Genomic DNA, 23,173 nt, shown 5'->3' with positions numbered 1-23,173 from the left:
GGATGACCATGGAGAGCAAACGGCCCACCTTTCATGCCGCTGTGGAGCGTGAGACCGGCGAGACGTCCGTGCGCCTGTCCATCCATCTGCACGGCCAGGGTCGCGCATCGCTGGACTTCCCTGTCCACTTTTTGCGCCACATGCTGCATGTATTCGCAGTGCACGGGTCTTTCGATCTCACCGTCTCGGCGACAGGCGATGTGGAAGTGGACGATCACCATCTCGTCGAAGACATCGGGCTGTGCCTGGGCCGCGCCATTCGCGAGGCCCTCGGCGACAAGGTGGGCATCCGCCGCTACGGCGAGCGCCATGTGCCCATGGATGAGACGCTCGCGCGCGCCGTGATCGACCTATCGGGCCGCCCGGCGTTCGTCCTGAAGGCCCAGTTCACGGACGCACGCATCGGCACCTTTCCCACGGAGCTCGTCCACGAATTCTTCAAATCGGTGGCCAACGAGGCGCGGATGGCGCTCCACCTTGCCGTGCTCTACGGCGAGAACAATCACCACATGGCGGAGGCCTTGTTCAAGGCCTTCGGCCAGGCGCTTCGCGAGGCGGTGGAGGAGACGGGAGGCGGCGTGCCAAGCAGCAAGGGGGTGCTCGAATGATCATCGTGCTCGATCCCGGCGTCGGCAATCTTCACAGCGTGCTCGGTGGGCTGCGCCGCGCAGGTGCGGTGGGCGAGGTCGTCGACTCGCGGCAAGCGTGGGAGGACGCCCTGGGCAGAGGCGAGGTGAAGGGCGTCATTCTGCCCGGCGTCGGCGCGTTTGGCGACGCCATGAGCCAGATGCAGGCCCGCGGCCTGCGCGAAGTGGTGGCGGACGCGGTCGCCAAGTCCATTCCGCTTCTCGGGATCTGCCTCGGGATGCAGCTGTTGTTCACCTCGTCCGAGGAACATGGCAGCTTTCGCGGCTTGGACCTTGTGCAAGGCCGCGTCGTCCGCTTTCCGGAGGGCGCGAAGGTGCCGCACATGGGCTGGAACAGCCTCGAGCTGCACGCGCCGGAGCACCCGCTTCTTCGCGGCGTCCGGCAGGGAGACTACGTTTACTTCGTCCACTCCTACTACGCCGTGGCCGCGCGGCGCGAAGACGTGATCGCGAGTGCACAGTACGCTGGGGTCCAGGTGCCGGCCGTGGTGGCGCGGGGGCGGGTGATGGGCACGCAGTTTCACCCGGAGAAGAGCGGGGACGTGGGCGAGCGGATGCTGGCCAACTTCCTGCGCATCGCGGCCCATCCAGCGCTCATCGAGGGGGTGCGCCCATGAACCGGTTGACGTTCACCGTGTACCCTGCCATCGATCTCCTGGGCGGCGAAATCGTGCGGCTGCGCCAAGGGGATTATGCGCAGGTGACGCGCTACGAAGGTCGGCCCGAACGCGTGGCCGCCGGCCTGTGCGAAGCGGGCGCTCGATTTCTGCACGTGGTCGATCTCGACGCGGCGCGCTCGGGCCAGGGCGCGAACGAGCCGGTCGTGCGCGCCATCGTCGACACCGCGGCCTCGTACGGCGCCTGCGTCCAGGTGGGCGGCGGCATCCGGACGCGCGACGCCATCGCGAGGTGGCTCGAGGCGGGCGCGGAGCGCGTCGTGATCGGCACGGCCGTCCGGGACGTGGAGCGCGTCGCCGAATGGGCGTCGGAGTTCGGTGGGCACCGGCTTGTCGCCGGCCTCGACGGGCGCAACGGGCGGCTTCTCGTCTCCGGGTGGCTTGAACAGACCGAGTGGTCCATCTACGATCTCGCCCGCGAGCTGGCCAAGGTGGGCCTGGTCCAGGCGCTCGTCACGGACGTGGACCGCGACGGCACGGGCGCTGGTCCGAACCTGGAGGTCGCTCTGGGCGTGCAGCGCGCTGGGCTGTTGGCCATCGCATCGGGAGGCGTCGGCTCCGTCGAGGACGTCCTGGCCGCCAAGCGAGCTGGCCTCGCGGGGGCTGTCGTCGGCAAGGCGCTCCACGACGGCCGGATCGACCTCGTCGAGCTTTTCCGCCGCCTGGCGCAGGATGAGGAGGAAGGCACATGCTGACCAAGCGGATTATCCCGTGTTTCGACGTGCTCGACGGCCGCGTGGTCAAACACGTCAGCTTCTTGGAAAACCGGCGCGACGCGGGCGATCCGGTTGCGCTGGCGGAGGCGTATTGCCGGCAGGGTGCGGACGAGCTGGTGCTGCTCGACATCTCGGCTTCCAGCGAAGGGCGCCTCGCCATGCTGCGCGTCGTCGAACAGGTGGCCGCAGAGGTCCGTGTGCCGCTCACCGTCGGCGGGGGCGTCTCGACGGTGGAGGACGTGCGCAGGCTTCTCCTCTCGGGGGCGGACAAAGTCTCGATGAACACGGGCGCGTACCGGAATCACCGACTCATCGAGGAGTCGGCGCGACGCTTTGGCGAACAGTGCGTCGTGGTGGCCATTGACGCGCGGTGGAACGAGTCTCTCGGGCGCTACGAGGTCATGTTGCAGGGCGGCAAGGTCGGCACAGGCACGGACGCCATCGAATGGGCCAAGCGAGCCGCTCAGCTTGGGGCGGGCGAAATCTTGTTGACGAGCTTTCGCCAGGACGGCACGAAACAGGGCTACGATCTCGAACTCACCCGCCGTGTCGCCGACGCGGTGCGCGTGCCCGTCATCGCGAGCGGCGGGGCCGGATCGATGGAACACTTCGCGGAGGTCTTGACGCAAGGCGGCGCGGATGCGGCGCTCGCCGCGAGCGTGTTTCACTTCGGCGAGATCGCCATTCCGGAGCTGAAGGCGTACCTGCGCGAAAAGGGGGTTCCTGTGCGGTGGCCGGCGTGAAAGAGGATGTCAAGCTCGCACGCGTCCGGTACGACGCTCAGACAGGGCTTGTGCCCGTGGTGTGTCAGGACGCGAATACGAACGAGGTGCTGATGGTGGCCTACGCCGATCGCGAGGCGATCAAGCGGACGCTCGCCACGGGCTACGCTTGGTATTGGAGCCGCTCGAGAAGGGCGTATTGGCGAAAAGGCGAAACGTCCGGCAACGTGCAGCGCGTCGTCGAGGTGCGCACGGACTGCGACGGCGACACCGTCTTGTACCGCGTGATTCCAGAAGGCCCCGCGTGTCACACGGGGGAAGGGAGCTGTTTCTATCGCCGCGTGGTGCCGGATGCGGACCCGAACCCAGGCGCCGAGGCGGAGGGTATGCGCACCGCGTCAGCGGAGGGGGGCGAGGAAGGCGAGGCGCCAGCCGATGGCGCACGCGCTGAGGTGAGCAGGGGGGAATGGGACGCCGGGGCGCTCGAGCGGCTGTGGGGCGTGATCGAGCGGCGGCATCAGGAGCGTCCAGACGGCAGTTACACGACCTACCTGTTTGCGCAGGGCGCAGAGCGGATCGGTAAGAAAATCGGCGAAGAAGGGGTCGAGGTGGCGCTTGCAGGCCTGAAGGCCGAGCGGGACGCGGCCGCCGCGCGGGAAGTGGCGGCCGAGTCCGCGGACCTCCTGTACCACTTGTTCGTCCTCTGGCGCCATCTAGGCATCGATCCGGCGGACGTGTGGCAGGTGCTTGAGGAGCGGGCGTAACGGATGACGGGCATGACGGGCGAGGCCCGAGTGGCGCGCCCTGGGGGATACACACCATGAGCCTCCTTCATGCATTGGATACAGCATGGAGGTGGAAAAGATGGTGGTGATCCTACATCCGCTCGTGACAGGCAGCGCCGAAATCGTGGTCAACGCCGGAAGCAGTTCGGATGAGAACGTCGTCATCGCCGATTTCCTCGGCATGACCCTTGGCGATGTGGCGCGCAAACTCGAGCGGCGCGGCTATCGGCTGAGCTTTGTCACCGATCACTACTTGGTGTTCGAGCGCCAGGGGCGTCCCTTGCCGCGTTCGCGAAGGGGACCCACGATGTTCCGGCGCGCGTGAGATTCGGCAGACATGGCGGGTTGAGTTGAGCCGGTCGCTCGACGTAGCATAGCTACGGAGGGGAGGCCGGCTCGTTGCGGATTCCGAAGTGGGCTTTGTTCGCGCTTCTCGCGTTTGCCAACCTGATGTGGTCTGGGAGTTTTTCAGCGACGGCGCTTGCCGCTCGCAGCTTTTCGCCGCCGTTTATCGTGATGGCGCGCATGATCATCGGCGGCGCCGTGCTGTCCCCGTTTGTGCTGCGCGACGTGCGCCAAGGGGGCTGGACGTGGAGCAAGGTGCTGCGCATCTCCATCCTCGGGCTGCTGGGCTTTACGGTGCCTGTCACCATGGAGACCGAAGGGATCCACGTGTCTTCGCCCGCGCTCGGCGCGGTATCCATTGCGCTCGAGCCGCTTTTGACGCTGGCGATCTCGGCCATCGTCTTTCGCACGCCTCTCGGCCCGCGCCGATGGTTTGCCATGCTGCTCGCCGCTGTCGGCGCCTGGGTGGTGGCGGGATGCCCGCGCCCCGGATTCGCCGGCTATCTTCTTGGCGATTTGCTCATGCTCGGGGCCGTGACCTGTTACGCGATTTACAACGCCATCTCAGGTCGGCTCACGGCGGACGTCTCAGCTGGTGGGGCCACGTCCATCATGCTCTTCGTGGCAGGTCTCGGCTGTGTCCCCGTCTATCTGTGGACAGGCCACCCCTGGCCGCACCACGTCGCGGCGGCCAGCCTCATCAGCCTCGTGTTCTTGGCATTTTTTGCGACCGCCGTCGCCTATCTCATTTGGATCCTCGTTCTCCAGGACCATGACGTGGCAAGTGCCGCCATTACGCTATACATGCAACCGGTGTTCGGTGTGCTGATTTCGATCGCCGTGACCGGCGAACGCCCGTCCGCACTCTTTTACTTGGGCGGCGCGATGATCCTCTTGGCCCTCTTTCTCGGTCAGCATCGCAGGGCCACGGAGCGCGTGCCCGTGTCGGAAGCGGAGCGCACGCCCATGTGACGCGTCGGCGTCCGTTCCAAGCTCGAGGCGCCTCATGGCGAAGGGAGCGGGGCATCGACCCCGCTCCCTTCCGGTTTCAGAATCCCGATAGCACAATCTTTCCAATCGTCCGGCCGGACTCGAGCTTCGCGTGTGCCTTGCGCAGGTTTTCCGCGTTGATCGGCGAAAGATGTTCCGTCATCGTCGTCCGAATTTCGCCCGCATCGACCCAATCGGCCACGCGATTCAAGATGTCGCGCTGCCGGGCCATATCTGGCGTCTGATACCGCGGGCGCGTGAACATCAGCTCCCATGCGAAGGTCACACTCTTGCCGAACAAAAGCTCGAGATTGAGCAAGGTGCTCGTCTCCACGATGGAACAAATCTTGCCCTGGGGAGCGATCACGTCGGCCATCGATTCCCAGTGCCGATCCGTGCTGTTCAAACACAGGATGGCATCGACGTGCAACAGGCCGATGGCTTCAAGCTGCGGCCTGAACGGCTGCGTGTGGTCGATGACGTGGTCCGCGCCGTGTTCGGTGGCCCAGGCCCTCGTCTCCGGGCGGGATGCCGTTCCAATCACCGTGAACCCCGCCCGATGCGCGAGTTGCGTCGCGATCGAACCTACGCCGCCGGCGGCCCCAATGATGAGCAGCGACGTGCCTCGATTTGCCCCAGGCTCGAGCGAAAAGCCCAGCCTGTCTTCGATGGCCTCCCATGCGGTCAGGCTGGTGAGCGGGAGCGCAGCCGCTTCGGCGAACGTCAGGCTCCGAGGCTTTCGCCCCACGATGCGCTCATCGACGAGGTGGTATTCGGCGTTGGTGCCTTGTCGCACGTTGCTGCCGGCGTAGAACACCTCGTCGCCCGGCTTGAACCACTTGCAGTCCGGCCCCGTTTCCACGACGATCCCGGCGGCGTCAAAGCCGAGAATTTTCGGCGTGGATTCGACCTTGTCCTTCGGCGATCGGATTTTTGTGTCGACGGGATTCACCGAGACCGCTTCGATTTTCACGAGCAAATCCCGACCGGTTGGGCGGGGCCGCTCCACTTCGAGATCCAAGAGGCTCTCAGGGTCAGAAATGGGCAAGTAACGGTACAGACCCACGGCTTTCATCGTGGCCATGCGCATCCCTCCGCGTCGTTCCTCGAGTTGAACGGCACCTTTCACAGTCCTCACTCACAAATGGTTATACACTTCTCTTTGGTTCAAGGCAAAACGCAGGGGGCAATGCCATTCTGTGCTACTTCACCTCGCTCAACAACCTCATCACGTTTACCGGCGTGATCTTGGTGACCATCTACCTCCTGATCGCCGTGTCGGCCATCGTCCACCGCCTCCGCCGCCGCGATGCAGCTCCGTTTCGTATGCCGCTTTGGCCACTCCCGCCCCTCATCGCGCTGGCCGGCGTCGGACTGTCGCTCGTGGAACAGGCGCCATCCGATCTCCTTCAGACGGCGGTGCTCGTCGCGATTGCCCTGGTGTATGCGCTCGCCTATCTGCAGAGGCGCCGGGACTTGCGATCCGCTTCCGATTCGTCCATGATGGAGAGCGAGAACTGAATCACGCTTGTTGCGCGCAATCCTTCGGGGCAGGGTGAGGCCAGATGGCCAATTCCCGATCGGTGGTGATCCGAACATCGATTCGGTCAGTCCACGAGCCGCAAGGCACGAACTGGTGAGATTCCAGTACCGACGGTATAGTCCGGATGAAAGAAGGAGGCGGCGCGTCTGCACACGTCGTGCGCTCACGCAGCTTGCCAACTTGTTTGCCCGTTCGGCCCCTGGTTGCCCAGGGGCTTTTCGTTTACGCAAAGAGGGGGTTCGGCCGTGACCGAGGACGAGCGGTACATGCGTTTGGCGCTTGAGGTTGCGCGTATGGGAGAAGGGCAGACGTCGCCCAACCCGATGGTGGGTTGCATCGCCGTGAACGGGGGACGCATCGTGGGACAGGGCGCCCATCTGATGGCGGGCACGCCGCACGCCGAGGTGCATGCGCTTCGCATGGCGGGGGAGGACGCGCGGGGCGCGACGCTCTACGTGACGCTCGAGCCGTGCAATCATCACGGCAGAACGCCGCCTTGCACGGACGCCATTTTGGCGGCGGGCGTTCGGCGCGTCGTGATCGCCGTGCTCGACGTGGACCCGCGCACGGCGGGACTCGGCGCGAAGCGGCTGCGCGATGCGGGCGTCGAGGTGACCGTGGGCGTCCTTGAGGCGGAGGCTCGTGAGTTGAATCGGCACTTCTTTCACCGCGTGCGCACGGGGCGAGCGTACGTGTTGCTCAAGTACGCCATGACGATGAGCGGGCATGTCGCGGCGTCGAGCGGACACAGCCAGTATGTGAGCGGTGAAAACGCGCGTGCCGACGTGCACCGGTTGCGGCAGCTCTTTCCCGCCATCGGCGTCGGGATCGGCACCGTTCTCGCGGATGACCCGGAGCTCACCGCGCGAAATCTCGACGAGGGGACGAGGTGTGGTCGGCAGCCGCTCCGCGTGGTGTTTGACACTTCGCTTCGCACCCCAGTGACGGCGAAGCTCCTTTCCGCGCCCGGTCGAACCCTGATCCTCACGTCCGAACGGGCGGCGGCAAGCGAGTCCGCCAGGCGCCTCGCCGAACGAGGGGATGTGCGCATCCTGCCGATCGCGGAGAAGGATGGGCACCTCGATGTCCGGGCAGCACTTCAGGTCCTAGCGGCCGAGGGCGTCAATGCCATCCTCATCGAGGGCGGACCCACGCTCGCGTCAACGCTCTTGAAAGAAAGGCTCGTCAATGAAATTCGCCTGTACCTCGCGCCGAAGCTGTTAGCCGGCGGCCTCTCCGCCATGTCCGGTGTGTTCACCGGATCGATGGAGGAGGCGGTGATGCTCAAGGACTGCAGAACCGAATGGCTTGGGGACGATCTCGTCCTCACAGCCAACGTGCACGACCGTGAGGAGGTGTGAGGATGTTCACAGGTCTGGTTGAAGGCACCGCGCGCCTTGCGTCTGTATCTCGCCACGCAGGCGGTGCGACGTTTACGTTCGAGGCGCCGTTTCTCATGGATGATCTTCACATCGGCGACAGCATCGCGGTGAACGGCGTGTGCCTCACGGCGGAGAGCGTGAGTCACGGTGCATTCACGGCGACGGCCATCCCCGAGACCCTGCGCCGGACCAATCTCGGCGGTCTCCAGCCCGGTGAGCGCGTTCACGTCGAGCGAGCCATGCGCGCGGATGCCCGGTTCGGCGGGCACATCGTCACAGGACATATTGACGGCGTGGGCCATGTGGCCGACGTGTACCCGGAGGGCGAAGCCCGCGTCCTCGTCATCCAAGTCGATCCCTCGCTCGCTCGCTACATGGTCGACAAGGGATCCGTGGCGGTCGACGGCGTGAGCCTCACGATCATGCGCGCCGAGCGAGATCGATTCTCGGTCTCCATCATTCCGCACACGCAGTCCGTCACCCGACTCGGCGAGATTCGCCGGGGGGAGACGGTGAACATCGAGTGCGACGTGATCGCGAAGTACGTCGAGCGGCTCGTTTCCTACCGCAGTCACGAGGCATCCGGGGGAATCGATGCGGCGTTTCTGGCGCGGCACGGGTTTTTGCGATAAGGGGGCGTGAACGATGAACAGCATTGAAGAGGCGCTCGAGGATTTGCGCCAGGGGCGCGCCGTGATCGTGGTGGACGACGAGGACCGAGAGAACGAGGGGGATTTTGTCGCCCTCGGCAGCCGTGCTACGCCTGACTTGGTCAATTTCATGATCACGCACGGCCGCGGGTTGCTCTGCGTGCCCATCACGGAGGCGCGGGCCAAACGGCTCGGGCTCGAGGCGATGTATGAGCACAACACCGACAACTACGGCACCGCCTTCACGGTCTCGGTCGATCTCGCCACGACGCACACGGGCATCTCCGCCTTCGAACGAGCGGAGACCATCGCGGCCATCGTGTCCGAGGAGACCGGCCCATCCGACTTTCGTAAGCCGGGCCACGTCTTCCCGCTCGTGGCGAAACCCGGCGGCGTGCTGCGCCGCGCAGGCCACACGGAGGCCGCGGTCGATCTCGCCCGCCTCTGTGGTGAACCCGAGGTCGGCGTGATCTGCGAAATTCTGAACGAAGACGGCACCATGGCTCGCCTGCCCCAATTGGAGCAGGTGGCCGAGCGGTTTGGCCTCAAGCTCATCTCGATTGCAGATCTCATCGCGTACCGTAAGCGGACGGAAAAGCTCGTCGTGCGGGCGGCCGAGGCGGATCTGCCCACAGCCTATGGCCACTTTCGAGCCGTCGTGTACGAGAGCGAGATCGATGGCAAGGAGCACATCGCGCTCGTCATGGGCGATGTCTCCGACGGGGAGCCGACGCTGGTGCGTGTCCATTCTGAATGCCTCACGGGTGACGCCTTTGGGTCGCTGCGCTGCGACTGCGGTCCGCAGCTCCACGCGGCCTTGCGCCAGATTGCGCAGGAGGGCAAAGGGGTGCTCCTGTATCTTCGGCAGGAAGGCCGCGGCATCGGGTTGCTCAACAAGATCCGGGCGTACGCCCTGCAGGATCAGGGGCTTGACACCGTGGAGGCCAACCACAAGCTCGGCTTTGCCGACGACCTGCGCGACTATGGCATTGGAGCTCAGATTCTGCGCGATCTCGGCATTCGCAAGATGCGCCTCTTGACGAACAACGTGCGCAAAATCAAGGGTATCGCGGGGCATGGGCTTGAAGTCGTGGAGCGCGTGCCCCTCGAGGTCGACCGCAACCCGTACAACGAGGGTTACCTGCGGACCAAGCGGGACAAGCTGGGTCATTTGCTGAATCTGTGACGACAGCCGATTCGTTCATGAGTGGAGAGGGGAGCATGAAGCGTGCGCGTGTATGAGGGAAATCTCATCGGGCAGGATTTGCGCATTGGACTGGTGGCGTCTCGGTTCAACGACTTCATCACCAGCAAGCTGGTGGAGGGCGCGCTGGATGCGTTGAGGCGCCACGGCGTGCCTGAAGAGCAGGTGGAGCTCGCTTGGGCACCCGGCGCGTACGAAATCCCGGTGGTGGCCCGCTGGATGGCGGAGTCCGGGCGGTATGACGCGGTGGTGGCGCTCGGTTGCGTCATCCGCGGTGCCACGGCGCACTTCGATTACGTCGCGGGCGAGGCGGCAAAAGGTATCGCGCAGGTGAGCCGCGACACGGGCGTGCCGGTGATGTTTGGTGTATTGACCACGGACACCATCGAGCAGGCCATCGAGCGCGCCGGGACCAAAGCCGGCAACAAAGGCGCGGAGGCTGCCCTTGGAGCCATCGAGATGGCAAACTTGAAGCGCGCGTTCCGCGGATAAGCGCACAGCCGTCCTTTCGTACGCGCCGTGGGCTTGACGCCAAGAGGCCCAGGGGTTACCATTCGGTCATAAGATTCTGAAGGCCGTGGCGCCATCAAGCTCGGTGATGGCGGAGGGAGGAAGGCTGGATGCGCTCTTTATTCGCATGGAAGCACACGCCTTGTCGCGAGCGGGTGTCCAAACGTCAGCGGCTCGCCTTGTTGTCTTTGACCCTGAGCCTGGATTCCATGTTCCTTGCGAGCAACCGTTTTCTTCATTTGGAAGACGGCTTTTGGGGCGGATTCGCCGTGGGACTCTTCATCGTGCTCAATGCCGTCGGCATCTTGAATGCAGCCATGCTCATCCGGCAGCGGTTCTGACGCATCTGGCTTGTTTCGCCTCCGTTGCGATGATACACTGAACCCGAACAATTGTATCGTGAGAAGGGCCTAGGGGTGCCGGAAGGCTGAGAGGCGGAGACCGCCAACCCTGTGGACTCGATCTGGGTAATACCAGCGTGAGGAAGTGCCCGTCATCGTCCATGTGCGCCCTTTTCCCCGCGTGGTGAAAAGGGCGTTTTCGTTGTGGCGTGCGGCGCTCCCGAGGCCCTGTTCTGCGAAAAGGGGAGCGGATGCGATGTCAAGGTGGAAACTGCGTGAAGTCATTCTGATGGTCGTGTTGGCCATTGTCTGTGGAGGCATTTACCGGGTGTGGGACGTGCTGTACGCCCTGATCCCAGCGACCGCGTACGCGCTGCAAGGCGTGATGACAGGGCTCTGGATGATCGCCGGCGTCATCGTTCCCTATATCGTCCGGCGCCCAGGTGCTGCGCTCATCGCGGAGCTGGTGGCGGCGGCCGTCGAACTTCTGCTGGGTGAGCAGTGGGGCCTCTCCAACATGATCTCCGGCCTCATCCAGGGGCTGGGTTCCGAAATCGCCTTTCTCATCTTCGCGTATCGCGTGTGGAACACGGGCACCTGCGCGCTGTCTGGCGTGCTGGCCTCTGCGGCCTTCATGTTCCAATGGTATTTCCAATACGGCGGCGACACGCTGCATCTCGGCACGCAGGTCGCGTTCGTCGTCATCTCGCTTGTCTCCGGCGCCGTGCTCGGCGGTCTGTTGCCGAAGGCGCTCGCCGACGCGCTTTGTCGCACTGGCGCGCTGCGCAATTACGAGATCGCCAAGCGGTCGGTGAAGTCGGCATGACGACGGCGGCCGCGGGCGTGGACAGGGCCTTGGCCCTTGAAGTGCACAACCTGACCGTGACCTACGACGAGGCGCCGGCGCCCGCGCTTGCCGGCGTGTCCTTTTCGCTCGCGAAAGGGGAATGCCTGCTTCTCATCGGGCCAAGCGGCTGCGGCAAGAGCACGCTCGCCATGGCCATCGCGGGCATCCTGCCGCGCTCCATCGAGGCGCGGGTAGAGGGCGAGATCCGGCTCGCGCCCGAGTTTCAGGCGCCAGGAAAGATCGGCTACGTGTTTCAGGATCCAGATCTCCAGTTCTGTATGCATCGGGTCGACGACGAGCTGGCGTTTGGCCTCGAGAATCTGTGCGTTTCGCGCGACGAGATGCCGGCCCGCATGCAAAGCGCCCTTACGTCCGTCGGGCTCGAGGTGGGGCTTCGCGAGCGGCACAACCGCTTTTCGGGCGGCATGAAGCAGAAACTCGCCGTGGCATCGGCGCTCGCCATGGACGCCGATCTCGTCCTTTTCGACGAGCCGACGGCGAATCTCGATCCCGACTCGCGCCGCCACGTCTACGATGTCATTCGCCGCCTGAAGGAGGCGGGCAAGACGGTGGTGGTCATCGAGCACCGGTACGAGCCGTTTTTGGCGATCGCGGACGCGGTGGTGGAGCTCGCGCCGGGCGGCCGGTTGAAGGCGAGGCACCGGCCCGAGGATGCGCCTCGGCGCCCGCGAAGGTACAGGCACCGCTCGGCAACCGTGCGCGACGGGGAGGCACCGGTGCTCGAGGCGCGCGGCCTGAGCTTGCGCTATGGTCATCGCGACGTGTGGCGGGACATCCAGGTCGCCGTTCGCCCGGGCGAGTGGCTCGCGGTGTTGGGTCCAAACGGCGCCGGCAAGTCGTCCCTGCTCGAGGTGCTCGCTGGGCTTCGGCGGCCCACCGCGGGCCAGGTGTGGTACCGCGGCAAGGAGATTCGGCAAATGTCGGCGAAAGCGCGGTACGGACGCATCGCCTACGCCTTTCAAAACCCGGAGTATCAGTTTCTCTACGAGCGCGTGGCGGACGAGATCGCCGGGCGCGTGCTCGGGGACGAGGTGCCGGACGACGTGGAGCGGGAGCTTGAGGCGTTTGGGCTTGCGGGCTGTGCGCAGCTGTCGCCGTTTGGCATCAGCCAGGGGCAGAAGCGCCGGCTTGCGATGGCTGTGATGATGCGCCAGGGCGCGGACGTGTGGCTGGTCGACGAACCCACGTACGGACAGGACGAGGCGTCGGAGCGGGCCATCTTGGACCGACTCGACGCGCTTTGTGAAGCGGGGAAGGCCGTGATCGCCGTGACGCATGATTTGGAGCTCGTCGCGGCCCACGCCGACCGCGTGATGGTGTTGGCGGATGGCGGCGTGCTGTATGACGGGCCGCCGGAGGATCTCCTGCGCGACCGGGAGCTGTTGCGCCGGGCTCGCCTGGATGAGATGGCGCCCGTGGAAGAAGCCGGCGCCCGGGGCGCCAGGGGCGAAGCCGGGCATGCCCCACTCGCCGCGCCGGCCGAGGCACCCCCAACCGGGGGCCGGGCGAAGGCGCCCCTTGTGCGCTGGCACCCGGACGTCAAGGCCGTCGCCCTGTTGTGCGTCGCGGCCGTCGCGCTCTGTGCCCGCACGTTTGCCGCCGAGGGATGGATGTGGGCGCTCGTCGGGGCGCTCAGCTTCGGCTTTGGCTGGTTATCGCCGCTTCAGATGGCCAAGCGCCTGTCGCCGCTTTTGCTCATCTATGCGGTGTATCTCTGGGCGTTTGCGGCCAACGCCGCGGCCCCCGCGGGTGCGCATGTGGTGCACTGGCTCTGGTTTGACCTGAGTGGGTACGGTGCTTTGCAGGGACTGCTTGTTGTGCTGCGGACCTTTGCGACCGTGGTGCTCGCGTATGTGCTCGTCGCCACGACGGACGGTACCGAGTTCATGGTCGGCCTGTCGCAGTCGTTCCACTTGGCGCCCAAGCTTTCGTACGGCGCCATGGCCGGAACGGGATTCCTCGGCCGATTTCGGCACGATCTCGACGTCTTTCGCATGGCGCGCCGCGTGCGCGGCCGGGAGGGCTGGTGGATTCTGCGCCCGGTCCGCTACGCCCTTCCGCTGCTCGCGCAGTCCATCCGCGTGAGCGAGCGGCTCGCCATCGCCATGGAGGCGCGCGGCTTCTTTGGGCCGCCCGCGGAGCGCTGGGACCAGAGGACGTATTGGCGGCGGATTCCGCTTCGAGCGGCAGACGTCGTGGCGGCGGGGATCGTTGTCGCGGCCGCGATCGCCTGCCTCGTGGCGCCGTGAGGCCTGGGGATCGCCGGGCCTCGGCGGGCCTCGGCGACGGGCCACTTGTCCGGACCACTTGGGGCGCGCGGGTTGCGAGGCCACATTTCCCACGGGCAAAGGCGGAATTTGTGGTATCATAGGAACGTCGGCTGAAAACATGGAGTGGGAGTGGGACATGATGCCCTACACAGAGGTCGATCAACTCGCAGTCAACACGATTCGCACGCTCTCGATTGACGCCATCGAGCGCGCCAACTCGGGTCATCCCGGTTTGCCCATGGGCGCTGCACCGATGGCGTACGTGTTGTGGACGAGGTTTCTGAAGCATAACCCCGCGAATCCGAAATGGGCGGATCGCGACCGGTTCGTGCTGTCTGCGGGGCACGGATCGATGTTGCTTTATTCGTTGCTGCACCTCAGTGGGTATGACGTCACGTTGGACGACTTGAAGCAGTTCCGCCAGTGGGGCTCCAAGACCCCGGGCCACCCTGAGTACGGCCACACGCCGGGCGTGGAGGCGACGACGGGTCCCTTGGGCCAGGGCATTGCGATGGCCGTGGGAATGGCGATTGCGGAGCGTTTCTTGGCGGCCAAGTTCAACCGCGACGGGCACAACGTGATCGATCACTATACATATGCCTTGTGCGGCGATGGCGACCTGATGGAAGGGATCAGCGCAGAGGCGAGTTCGCTGGCGGGCCACTTGAAGCTGAACCGCCTCATCGTGCTGTACGATTCGAACAGCATCTCGCTCGATGGCCCGACGGACTGGGCGTTCACCGAAGACGTGAAGAAGCGGTATGAGGCGTACGGCTGGAACGTGCTCCGCGTGGAGGACGGCAACAACCTCGAGGAGATTGAGGCGGCGATTGCCAAGGCGAAATCGTTCACCAACGCCCCGACGCTTATCGAGGTCCGGACCATCATTGGCTACGGTGCGCCGAAGAAGCAGGGGACGGCCAACGCGCACGGCAGCCCGCTCGGCAAGGAGGAGGCACAGGCTGCCAAGGCCGCGTACGGCTGGCACTACGAAGAAGAGTTTTACGTGCCGGACGAGGTGCGCAAGCTGTTTGCTGAGGTGAAGGAAAAGGGCGCGAAGGCGGAGGCGGCCTGGAACGAAGCTTTCCAAGCGTACGCCAAGGACCATCCGGATCTCGCCCGCACCTTCGAGCAGGCGTTTGCCGGTCAGGTTGACGTCGATTTCGACAAGGTCCTGCCCGAGTTTCAAGAGGCCATCGCGACGCGCGAGGCGTTTGGCAAGGTCGTGAACGCCGTCGCGCCGCACGTGCCGACGTTGCTCGGCGGGTCCGCGGACTTGTCCAAGTCGAATAACACGATGATCAAGGACGAGGACCACTTCAAGGCGCCCGACTACGCGGGCAAGAACGTGTTCTACGGTGTGCGCGAGCACGCCATGGGCGCGATGATGAACGGCATCTGCCTGCACGGCGGGGTGTTCCCGTACGCCGGGACGTTCCTCGTGTTTGTCGATTACCTGCGCCCGGCGGTGCGCCTCGCGGCGCTCATGCAGCAGCCATCGCTCTTTGTCCTGACGCACGATTCCATCGCGGTCGGCGAAGACGGCCCGACGCACGAGCCCATCGAGCAACTTCCGTCGCTTCGCGCCATTCCCGGGTTGCGCGTGTTCCGGCCGGCGGACGGCACGGAGACGGCGCTCGCCGTGAAATTTGCCCTGACGCACCGTGACAAGCCGGTCGCGCTTGCGCTTACGCGTCAGAAGGTGCCCGCGCTCGCCGAGGTGAACGCGCACAAGGGCGAATTCGATCGCGGCGGCTACATCATCTTCCAGCACGAGGACGGCTCCGATCTCGCCCTCCTGGCGTCCGGTTCCGAGGTGCAGCTCGTGCTCGAGGCGGGCAAGCGGCTCGCGCAGGAAGGCGTGAAGGTGCGCGTCATCTCGTTCCCGTCCATCGACGTGTTTCAGGAGCAGGACGCGGCATACCGCGAATCCGTGCTGCCGAGCTCGCTCCGCAGGCGCCTCGCCGTTGAAATGGCCCATCCGATGAGCTGGTATGAGTTCGTGGGCCTGGACGGCAAGGTGCTCGGCATCGACCGCTTTGGCGCTTCCGCGCCAGGCGACATCGTCGTGCGCGAGTACGGTTTTACAGTCGATCACGTCTACGCACTGGCCAAGGAGCTTCTCAACCGCTGACGGGCACGACCCAGCACAAAAAGGCCGCCCGCTCCCGAAGGAGCGGGCGGCCCTTTTTCGAGCACGCTGCCAACCATGCGTCACTTTCCCGCGTAGTGCTGCGTCACGATGGCGATAAACGCCTTCGTCAGCTCCTCGTGCTCGATGGCGTCCGGGTAGGCCAGGTACGTCGGCCGGCAAAACTGGGGGTCCGACAGCGGAATGGCCACCACGCCCTTGGCCTCGGCGTCGTGCAGCGTTCGCCGCGGCAACAGCGAGATGCCAAGCCCCTGCGCCACCATGGCCTTGATCCCATCGATGGAGTCGAGTTCCATGCGCACGTCGGGGTACACGTTGTACTTCGCCAGCAACATGGCGATCCGCCGGCGAAATGGGGCGCTCGTGTCGGCAAACGCGATGAACGGTTCCTCAGCGAGTGCGCCGATGGATGGAAGATCGTGCACGAACCGGTGTCCCCGCGGCACGACGAGATCGATGGCATCTGGCGGATACTCGATCAGCCGGACGCGTGGGTGATGAATGGGCTCTCCCAGAAAACAGAAATCCACCTGGTTGCCGACGAGCGCTTCGACCATGTCCTCGTACATGCCCATGCGAACCTGCAGGCGAACCTCTGCGACCTGCAGAATCTGGTGAAGGCACTTCGGCACGTCGGTCGACACGAAGGCGCGCCCGCTCATGACGCGCAGCGTCCGCACCGCCCGCTTGGCGGGTTCGAGCATGCGCCGCTCGAGGTCCACCATGCGCTCGGCGAGAGGGTAAATCCGCTTGCCTTCCTCGGTGAGCTGGACGCCGCCCGGCGTGCGGGTAAACAGCTGGCAGCCGAGATCGCGCTCCAGCCGCTGCAGCCGGTTCGTCACCGTGGACTGGGACATGTAGAGTTGATCCGCGGTGCGCGAAATCGAACGGTTGCGCGCCACGGCGAGAAACAACTCAAGATCCTTGGTCTCCAATCGGGCACCCCCTCAGTCGTAGGCCGGTTCGCGCTGGGCGATGATGCCGCCGCCGAGGCAGACGTCGCCGTCGTAAAAGACGACCGACTGACCGGGCGTGATGGCCCGCTGGGGTTCGTCGAACACCACCCGGCACGTGTCGTCGCTCGTCATTTGAACTTCCACCGGCTGGTCGTCCTGGCGGTAGCGGAACTTGGCCGTGCACCGAAAACGACGGGCTGGGGGATGCTCGGCGATGAAACTGACCGTGTCCGCCACGAGCGCCCGGCTGTAGAGGCGCGGATGATCGTGGCCCTGCGCCACGATGAGCACGTTGCGGGCGAGGTCCTTGTCCACCACGAACCAAGGTGCCGGATCGCGCCCGGGCAGGCCGCCGAGCCGCAGGCCCTTGCGCTGGCCGATGGTGTAGTACATGAGCCCGTCGTGTTCGCCGAGCACGTGGCCGTCCACGTCCTCGATGACCCCCGGCTGCGCGGGCAGGTACTGCTGCAGAAAGGCGCGGAAGTTGCGCTCGCCGATGAAGCAGATGCCGGTCGAATCCTTTTTCTGTGCCACGTGCAGGCCGTGATCGCGCGCAATTTGCCGCACCTCGGGCTTCGTCATGTGTCCGATGGGAAACATGGCCCGCTTCAGTGGGGCCTGCGTGAGCATGTGCAGGAAATACGTCTGATCCTTGTTCCGATCCCGCCCGCGCAAAAGCCTCACTGCGCCGTCCTCAAGGCGCTCAACTTGCGCATAGTGGCCGGTGGCGAGGTAATCGGCGCCCAGGTCCATCGCGCACGCCAGCAGTTCCTTGAACTTGATCTCCCGGTTGCACAACACGTCCGGGTTGGGCGTGCGCCCGCGCTTGAACTCCTCGAGGAAATGCGCAAACACGCGTTCCTCGTACTCGCGCTCGAAATTCACGCCGTAGTAGGGAATGCCTATCTGCTCACAGACTCGGCGCACGTCCTCAAAGTCCTGCTCAGCCGTGCACGCGCCGTTTTCATCCGTCTCGTCCCAGTTTTTCATGAACACGCCGATCACGTCGTAGCCCGCTCGCTTGAGCAGGAGGGCCGTCACGGACGAGTCGACGCCGCCCGACATGCCAACGACCACGCGCGCCGCCATATGCATCCCCTCCTTGCTCCGCGCTCTTCGGCGATCTTTGATACAATCATCAAGGATATTCGTTTCATCTTCACAGGGAAAGGCGGGTGATGCGCGGTGTTCGAACTCGATCGATCCGCCATCCTGGAACATCCTCGGCTTCGGTTTCTCACCGATCTCGTCCCCGTCCACGAGCATCTGGACAACATTGAAAAGTTTATTCGCATCTGTTTCGAAGAGCAAGGATGGCGCGTGGCGCAGGCGGGGCGCGTGGTGGCGCTGCGTGCCACCGATCAAGACCGACTCGCGAGTGCGTTCAAGGCGAGCCTGTATCTCGGCAAGTACAACGACATGGCGAATCGGGACAGGTTTTTGCGCAGCATGGTGGCGGCGGGGCATTCGTACGAGCCCATCCGCGGCGAAACGGTGCTGTTTCTGTATCTGGGGGTCGCCAAGCCCGTCTACGATCACCTCATTACATACACCGTCGGACGGCCCACCCGCATCGCGGGTGGACAGCGAGCCAACGTGCCCTGGGGATTCGAGCTGCCGGTGGAGGCGCGCAACCCGAGCGAGTACGACGAAGAATTGGAGCGCATCCGCGAGGTCATTCGACTGGCGAAACAGGAGCGCACGGAGCAGATGCAGGCGGCGCGAGCCAAGCTGCCGGTGGGATACATCATGCCGCCGTTTTTGCTGGAGTTTTCCGAGGAGGCGCTCATCAAGCACGTGTTTCGCCAGCGGCTATTTGAGCGCGGCGCGCAGGGTGCGACGGTCGAGGTGGTGTCCGACATGCTGAAGGCGTGTCTGGCCATCGACGAGGAGAAGTGGAACTTCCTCATCGATTATCATGGCCCGCACGTGCAGCAGTGGCAGAAGGCGATGCGGACGCTGCGCAAGGAGCGGCTGAGCCTGCGCCAACTCGCCGAGATGGAGAACTTGTCGCCCGAGGAGGCGCTCGACGCCTGCCTCTACGATCTCCTCATGGCGACGGTCGGCAAACTGCCCCCGTCCATGTGGGACAAGATGCGCTGAACAGACGTCAAGTGATTTCGACGACCGATTGAACCACCCAGATGCCGCCGGCCCCCTGTTTCACCGGCTGATACAGGCGGACCAAAAATACGCAGTCGCGGTGTTTGACGCGCACCACGGCGTACATGAGGCCGCTGTCGGCGTCGCGGTATTGCTCGACCAGCGTGTAGATGTCGTTCATCCGAAAGCCCAAGTGGCGCGTGCCGACCTCCTGCGCGGTGCGGACGGGGCTCAGGCGCCACAGGTTCTGGCCGCGATCGGCGGCTTCTTGGATGCGGCGGAAGTCTTCGCCCTGGATGGCGACGTGACCCGTGAAGACCTCTTTGCATGGCATGGCGAGCATCCTCCTTCGCCGGGACTCTACGATGCAGCGTATGGCAGGGGGCGGGTGTTGGGCACGACGTGCGCCTACTTGAAAGGGGAGTGTGTTGAAATGGCAATTGATGGACGCGGAAAAGTTGCGGTGGTGACGGGCGCGTCGAGCGGCATCGGCAGACAAACGGCCATCGCGCTCGCGCGCGCGGGGTTCGACGTGGCCGTCGGTGCACGCCGGAAGGAGCGGCTCGCGGAGCTCACGGACGAGATCGCGCGGGAGACCGGGAGAAAAGCGCACGCCTGGGCGCTCGACGTGACGAGCGCCGAGAGCATCGACGCGTTCGTCCAAGGCGTCGTCGGCCACTTCGGCCGCGTGCACGTCCTCGTGAATAACGCGGGCAAGGCCCTGGGGCGCGATCCCGTCGAAACGGGCGACGAGGCCGACTGGCAAGAGATGCTCGACACAAACGTGATGGGCCTCATGCGGATGACCAAGCGGTTGATCCCGCACCTCGTGGCGTCTGGAGACGGCCATATCGTCAACCTGGGCTCCATCGCGGGGCACGAATCGTACGCCGGCGGCAGCGTCTATTGCGCCACCAAGTTCGCGGTGAGGGCCATCACGGAAGCCCTGCGGCACGAGCTGTTGGGCAAGCCCGTGCGGGTGACCTCCATCGATCCGGGCATGGTGGAGACCGAATTCAGCCTGGTGCGCTTCCACGGCGATTCGTCCCAGGCTTCCAAAGTGTACCAGGGCGTCCGCCCGCTCACCGCAGACGACATCGCGGACTGCATCGTGTTCGCCGTGACGCGGCCCGCGCACGTGAACATTGACCAGATGATCGTGACCTCCATCGACCAGGCGGGGGCGCGCGTGTTTCATCGGCAGGGGGCGACGTCATGAAGGCGCCGGGCCTCATCGAGCCAGACGATCTCGCCAAACGCCTTGGGGACGAGGATGTCGTCGTGTTCGACTGCCGCTTTCAGCTCACCGATCCGGAGGCGGGCGAACGTGCGTACCGCGAGGGCCACATCCCGGGCGCGTTTTACCTGCACTTGGAGCGCGACCTGTCCTCCCCGAAACGGGAGCACGGCGGGCGCCATCCGCTTCCCGACTGGCAGGCGTTCGCCGCGCGGCTTGCAGAAAGCGGCGTCCGACAAGATTCGGACGTGATCGTGTACGATGCGGGCGAGGGCATGGCGGCGCGCGCGTGGTGGTTGATGCGCCACATTGGGCTCGAGCGCGTGCGCTTGTTGAATGGCGGGTGGCAGCGCTGGATCAGGGAAGGCCGGCCCGTCACCGCCGAGCTGCCACAGCCTCGCCCGGGCCACGTCGAGGTTCGGCTGCGGGCCGGCGACACGGTGGACGTGAACGACGTGCGCGAGGCGGCGCGCCAGGGCAAGCTGGTCTTGGTGGACGCCCGCAGCCGCGCGCGGTATCGGGGCGATGTGGAGCCGCTCGACCCCAAGGCGGGCCACATCCCAGGCGCCGTGAATCACCCGTGGGAAGAGGGGCTTCGGGAAGATGGCACGTGGCGCACACCTGAGGAGCAGCGGCTGCGCTTTGCCGATCTTGCGAGCAGCGGCAAGCCGATTGTGGTCTACTGCGGCTCGGGCGTGACGGCCTGTTCGACCCTCTTCGCGATGGAGCTCGCGGGTCTCTCCGCAAAGCTCTACCCGGGCAGCTGGAGCGACTGGGTGTCGTATCCGGATCATCCGGTGGCGACGGGCGACGAACCGGGGGCGTGGCAGCCGTGAAGACGATGGGCGCGCTTGAGGCCATCCGCCGGTTGGAGGCGTGGCGCGGGCAGCGGGTCTACGTGCACCTCGAAGTGAACCCCGAGGCGTATCTGCGCAACGCCTCGGGCACGCTGGACGAGGTCGGGCTGTTTGGCGAAGGGCTGTTCCGCGTGCACCTTCGCTTGCGCGATCCGGCTGCCCTCGTCTACATCCAGGACGTCACGGAGTTTGTCGAGGACGGATCGGCCATTGTCATGATGGGCCTCGATGGACAGCACCGCGTGCGGCAGACGCTCACCGTCAGCGACACGCCGCTCGATGTGGGAAAGGTGGAATCATGACGTGGCCACCGTCATGGGCGTATTTGCTCACCCGGACGACGAGACGTTTATCGCAGGGGGCACCTTTGCGCGCCTCGCGGCCGAGGGACATCGGGTCGTCATCGTCTGTGCCACGCGCGGAGAGATGGGCCGGCGGCTCGGCGTGCCGCTCCGGGCAACGCGGGAATCGCTCGGCAAGCTGCGCGAGCAGGAGCTGCGTGCGGCCTGCGACGCGCTGGGTGTGAGCCGCCTGGTGCTTTTGGGCTACCGGGACAAAGAACTGGAGATGGCGCCGGCCGAGCAGGTGGTGACGCGCCTGGCATCGCTCTTCGCCGAAGAGCGGCCGGTGAGCATCATCACGTTTCACGATCCGCTCGGCGGCCATCCAGATCACGCCGCCATCGGCCGGTTGACGACGCTCGCGTACGCGCGTTATCGCCAGGATCACGAACACGCGCGCCTGCTGTACGTCGCCTGGGGAGACGATCTCGCCGCCTTTTTGCGCTATCCCCAGCCGGCCAAGGCGATGATCGAGGTGGACGTGCGCGCGTATCGGCGGCAGAAGGTGATGGCGTTTCGGGCCCACAGAACGCAATCGGAGCTCGATCGGGCTCTCTGGGGCAACGAGGAGAAGGCCATCCACCGCATGCGGGATCGCGAATACTTTGTGCTGAGCCAAGGGCCGGCGCCAAGCCCAGGCAGCCTGACGGATTGAAAGCGGGGGACGCGACATGTACGACATCTACGGAGAATCGGCGCTGCCACAGGACGTTCGCGAGCGCCTCAGGATCACGCGGGAGCTTGCGCACGCGTTTCGCGAGCGCGCGCCACAGCACGATCGCGCCGGTGACTTCCCATTTGAGAACATCGACGACCTGAAGCGATCCGGCTATGTGCGCTGGACGGTGCCCGTGGAGTATGGCGGGCTTGGGCTATCGCTTGCGGAGATGCTCATGCATCAGGAAGTGCTGGCGCAGGGAGACGGATCGACCGCGCTCGCCATCGGCTGGCACATGGGCATTCTTCTTCACCTGCGCGAGAGCGGGGCCTTTCCGGATGCGTTGTTTCGCATGGTGTGTGAGACCGTCGTCCAAGAGGGTGCGCTCATCAACAGCTGTGCCACGGAGCCGGCCACAGGCAGTCCGAGCCGCGGGGGCAAACCGGAGACGACCGCCGGCAAAGTCCCCGGGGGCTACCGCATCACTGGGCGAAAGACGTTCAGCACGCTGTCCCCGGCGCTCACGTGGATCATGGTCACCGCCACGCTCGCTGACGAGGATGTCGTGGGCCAGTTTCTCGTCCGGCAAGAGGATGTCGAGATCGTCGAGACGTGGGACACGCTCGGCATGCGCGCCACCGGCAGCCACGACATCGTGCTGAAGGACGTGTTTGTTCCGGAAGACCGCGTGATTGTGATTCAGCGCCCGGGGGTGAAGCCCGAGCGCAGGCCCGACGGGGCCGGCTGGCTGTTGCACATCCCGGCCTGTTACCTCGGCATCGCGATGGCGGCCCGCGACTTTGCGCTCGAGTACGCGGCCACGTACCGGCCCAACTCGCTGCCGCACCCCATCGCCCAGGTGCCGCACGTCGAGCAGAAGCTCGGCGAGATGGAGCTCAAGCTGCTCGCTGCGCGCACCCTCTTGTACGATCTCGCCCGCCGCTTCGACGCGGCCTCTCCAGAGGAGCGCGTCAGGCTGCAGCCGCAGTATGGCGCCGCGAAGACGCTCGCGACGAACGCCGCCAATCAGGTGGTCGATCTCGCCATGCGCATCGTCGGCGGGCGCAGTCTCTCGCGGGATCTCCCGCTCGAGCGGTATTACCGGGACGTGCGTGCAGGCCTGCACAACCCGCCGATGGACGACGTGGTCTACCGAAACTTGGCCAAGGCGGCGCTCGCAAGGCGCACCGAGACGCCAAACGCAAATCGCGCGTAGGCG

At 65.2% G+C, this 23,173-nt stretch carries 26 protein-coding genes and 2 riboswitches; of the genes, 22 read left to right on the top strand and 4 right to left on the bottom strand.

The window, feature by feature from the left end; genetic code table 11:
• Positions 1–2: 2 nt before the first annotated feature.
• The 7 genes from hisB (at position 3) to BW934_RS06325 (ending at position 4,864) form a co-directional block, all read left to right on the top strand.
• On the top strand, positions 3–608 hold the full coding sequence (hisB, locus tag BW934_RS06355) for an imidazoleglycerol-phosphate dehydratase HisB (protein WP_076346263.1): 606 nt from the start codon (positions 3–5) through the stop codon (positions 606–608).
• Positions 605–1,264 (top strand): imidazole glycerol phosphate synthase subunit HisH, encoded by a 660-nt coding sequence (gene hisH, locus BW934_RS06350; protein WP_076346261.1) that lies wholly within the window; start codon positions 605–607, stop codon positions 1,262–1,264. The genes hisB and hisH overlap by 4 nt, the downstream gene beginning before the upstream one ends.
• Positions 1,261–2,019: a 1-(5-phosphoribosyl)-5-[(5-phosphoribosylamino)methylideneamino]imidazole-4-carboxamide isomerase gene (locus BW934_RS06345; protein ID WP_076346259.1), complete on the top strand. Its 759-nt coding sequence runs from the start codon at positions 1,261–1,263 to the stop codon at positions 2,017–2,019. Before hisH ends, BW934_RS06345 begins: the two co-directional genes overlap by 4 nt.
• On the top strand, positions 2,013–2,783 hold the full coding sequence (gene hisF / locus BW934_RS06340; RefSeq protein WP_076346257.1) for an imidazole glycerol phosphate synthase subunit HisF: 771 nt from the start codon (positions 2,013–2,015) through the stop codon (positions 2,781–2,783). The genes BW934_RS06345 and hisF overlap by 7 nt, the downstream gene beginning before the upstream one ends.
• Complete coding sequence (gene hisIE / locus BW934_RS06335; RefSeq protein WP_076346255.1) at positions 2,771–3,526, top strand: bifunctional phosphoribosyl-AMP cyclohydrolase/phosphoribosyl-ATP diphosphatase HisIE; 756 nt, start codon at positions 2,771–2,773, stop codon at positions 3,524–3,526. The genes hisF and hisIE overlap by 13 nt, the downstream gene beginning before the upstream one ends.
• A gap of 100 nt (positions 3,527–3,626) precedes the next feature.
• Entirely contained in the window at positions 3,627–3,872 is a 246-nt protein-coding gene (locus BW934_RS06330) for a hypothetical protein (RefSeq protein ID WP_076346253.1), read from the top strand.
• Between the two features lie 74 nt (positions 3,873–3,946).
• The gene (locus tag BW934_RS06325; RefSeq protein WP_076346251.1) at positions 3,947–4,864 is read left to right on the top strand and encodes a DMT family transporter; all 918 of its coding nucleotides are present in this window, start codon (positions 3,947–3,949) and stop codon (positions 4,862–4,864) included.
• 76 nt (positions 4,865–4,940) lie between these two features.
• On the opposite strand, the gene BW934_RS06320 is transcribed toward BW934_RS06325, so the two are convergent.
• Entirely contained in the window at positions 4,941–5,972 is a 1,032-nt protein-coding gene (locus BW934_RS06320) for a zinc-binding alcohol dehydrogenase family protein (protein WP_076346249.1), read from the bottom strand.
• 161 nt (positions 5,973–6,133) lie between these two features.
• On the opposite strand from BW934_RS06320, the gene BW934_RS06315 reads away from it, so the two are divergent.
• The 9 genes from BW934_RS06315 (at position 6,134) to tkt (ending at position 15,784) form a co-directional block, all read left to right on the top strand.
• The gene (locus BW934_RS06315; RefSeq protein WP_234969636.1) at positions 6,134–6,403 is read left to right on the top strand and encodes a hypothetical protein; all 270 of its coding nucleotides are present in this window, start codon (positions 6,134–6,136) and stop codon (positions 6,401–6,403) included.
• A 16-nt stretch (positions 6,404–6,419) separates the two neighbouring features.
• Positions 6,420–6,565, top strand: a riboswitch (FMN riboswitch).
• 105 nt (positions 6,566–6,670) lie between these two features.
• On the top strand, positions 6,671–7,786 hold the full coding sequence (gene ribD, locus BW934_RS06310) for a bifunctional diaminohydroxyphosphoribosylaminopyrimidine deaminase/5-amino-6-(5-phosphoribosylamino)uracil reductase RibD (protein ID WP_076346247.1): 1,116 nt from the start codon (positions 6,671–6,673) through the stop codon (positions 7,784–7,786).
• Positions 7,787–7,788: 2 nt separating this feature from the next.
• Positions 7,789–8,439: a riboflavin synthase gene (locus BW934_RS06305; protein WP_076346245.1), complete on the top strand. Its 651-nt coding sequence runs from the start codon at positions 7,789–7,791 to the stop codon at positions 8,437–8,439.
• 13 nt (positions 8,440–8,452) lie between these two features.
• Positions 8,453–9,643 carry a bifunctional 3,4-dihydroxy-2-butanone-4-phosphate synthase/GTP cyclohydrolase II gene (locus BW934_RS06300; protein ID WP_076346243.1) on the top strand — a complete coding sequence of 397 codons (1,191 nt, stop codon included), beginning with the start codon at positions 8,453–8,455 and terminating at the stop codon, positions 9,641–9,643.
• A 42-nt stretch (positions 9,644–9,685) separates the two neighbouring features.
• Complete coding sequence (gene ribH / locus BW934_RS06295; protein ID WP_076346241.1) at positions 9,686–10,153, top strand: 6,7-dimethyl-8-ribityllumazine synthase; 468 nt, start codon at positions 9,686–9,688, stop codon at positions 10,151–10,153.
• A 128-nt stretch (positions 10,154–10,281) separates the two neighbouring features.
• Positions 10,282–10,512 carry a hypothetical protein gene (locus BW934_RS06290; RefSeq protein ID WP_076346239.1) on the top strand — a complete coding sequence of 77 codons (231 nt, stop codon included), beginning with the start codon at positions 10,282–10,284 and terminating at the stop codon, positions 10,510–10,512.
• A 61-nt stretch (positions 10,513–10,573) separates the two neighbouring features.
• Positions 10,574–10,673: riboswitch (TPP riboswitch) on the top strand.
• Positions 10,674–10,768: 95 nt separating this feature from the next.
• A complete protein-coding gene (locus BW934_RS06285) occupies positions 10,769–11,338 on the top strand; it encodes an ECF transporter S component (protein ID WP_076346454.1) in 570 nt (189 codons plus the stop codon).
• Positions 11,335–13,629, top strand: coding sequence for an ATP-binding cassette domain-containing protein (locus tag BW934_RS06280; protein ID WP_076346237.1), 2,295 nt, complete (start codon positions 11,335–11,337; stop codon positions 13,627–13,629). Before BW934_RS06285 ends, BW934_RS06280 begins: the two co-directional genes overlap by 4 nt.
• 157 nt (positions 13,630–13,786) lie before the next feature.
• Positions 13,787–15,784 carry a transketolase gene (gene tkt, locus BW934_RS06275; RefSeq protein WP_084182516.1) on the top strand — a complete coding sequence of 666 codons (1,998 nt, stop codon included), beginning with the start codon at positions 13,787–13,789 and terminating at the stop codon, positions 15,782–15,784.
• A gap of 80 nt (positions 15,785–15,864) precedes the next feature.
• Here the strand turns inward: tkt and BW934_RS06270 are convergent, their stop codons facing one another.
• Complete coding sequence (locus BW934_RS06270) at positions 15,865–16,737, bottom strand: LysR family transcriptional regulator (protein ID WP_076346235.1); 873 nt, start codon at positions 16,735–16,737, stop codon at positions 15,865–15,867.
• 12 nt (positions 16,738–16,749) lie between these two features.
• Positions 16,750–17,847, bottom strand: a complete 1,098-nt coding sequence (gene mnmA / locus BW934_RS06265; protein WP_076346233.1) for a tRNA 2-thiouridine(34) synthase MnmA — start codon at positions 17,845–17,847, stop codon at positions 16,750–16,752.
• A gap of 96 nt (positions 17,848–17,943) precedes the next feature.
• Here mnmA and BW934_RS06260 point away from each other — a divergent pair, with 96 nt between their 5' ends.
• Positions 17,944–18,861, top strand: a complete 918-nt coding sequence (locus BW934_RS06260) for a hypothetical protein (RefSeq protein WP_076346231.1) — start codon at positions 17,944–17,946, stop codon at positions 18,859–18,861.
• Positions 18,862–18,868: 7 nt separating this feature from the next.
• Here the strand turns inward: BW934_RS06260 and BW934_RS06255 are convergent, their stop codons facing one another.
• Positions 18,869–19,195 carry a hypothetical protein gene (locus tag BW934_RS06255; protein ID WP_076346229.1) on the bottom strand — a complete coding sequence of 109 codons (327 nt, stop codon included), beginning with the start codon at positions 19,193–19,195 and terminating at the stop codon, positions 18,869–18,871.
• A 99-nt stretch (positions 19,196–19,294) separates the two neighbouring features.
• Between BW934_RS06255 and BW934_RS06250 the strand changes: the two genes are divergently transcribed.
• The 5 genes from BW934_RS06250 to BW934_RS06230 are packed head-to-tail and all read left to right on the top strand — an operon-like array spanning position 19,295 to position 23,170.
• On the top strand, positions 19,295–20,080 hold the full coding sequence (locus tag BW934_RS06250) for an SDR family NAD(P)-dependent oxidoreductase (protein ID WP_076346227.1): 786 nt from the start codon (positions 19,295–19,297) through the stop codon (positions 20,078–20,080).
• Positions 20,077–20,934 (top strand): sulfurtransferase, encoded by an 858-nt coding sequence (locus BW934_RS06245; protein WP_076346225.1) that lies wholly within the window; start codon positions 20,077–20,079, stop codon positions 20,932–20,934. The genes BW934_RS06250 and BW934_RS06245 overlap by 4 nt, the downstream gene beginning before the upstream one ends.
• A gap of 5 nt (positions 20,935–20,939) precedes the next feature.
• On the top strand, positions 20,940–21,257 hold the full coding sequence (locus BW934_RS06240; RefSeq protein WP_234969652.1) for a DUF1806 family protein: 318 nt from the start codon (positions 20,940–20,942) through the stop codon (positions 21,255–21,257).
• 1 nt (position 21,258) lies between these two features.
• Positions 21,259–21,951, top strand: coding sequence for a PIG-L family deacetylase (locus tag BW934_RS06235; RefSeq protein ID WP_076346223.1), 693 nt, complete (start codon positions 21,259–21,261; stop codon positions 21,949–21,951).
• Between the two features lie 16 nt (positions 21,952–21,967).
• Positions 21,968–23,170, top strand: a complete 1,203-nt coding sequence (locus BW934_RS06230; protein WP_076346221.1) for an acyl-CoA dehydrogenase family protein — start codon at positions 21,968–21,970, stop codon at positions 23,168–23,170.
• The last annotated feature ends 3 nt before the right edge of the window (positions 23,171–23,173 follow it).

The sequence above is a fragment of the Alicyclobacillus vulcanalis genome, from assembly GCF_900156755.1.
Taxonomy (GTDB): Bacteria; Bacillota; Bacilli; order Alicyclobacillales; family Alicyclobacillaceae; genus Alicyclobacillus; species Alicyclobacillus vulcanalis.
The sequence above is the reverse complement of the archived record's forward strand: the minus strand, read 5'-3'. Positions and strand labels throughout refer to the sequence as shown.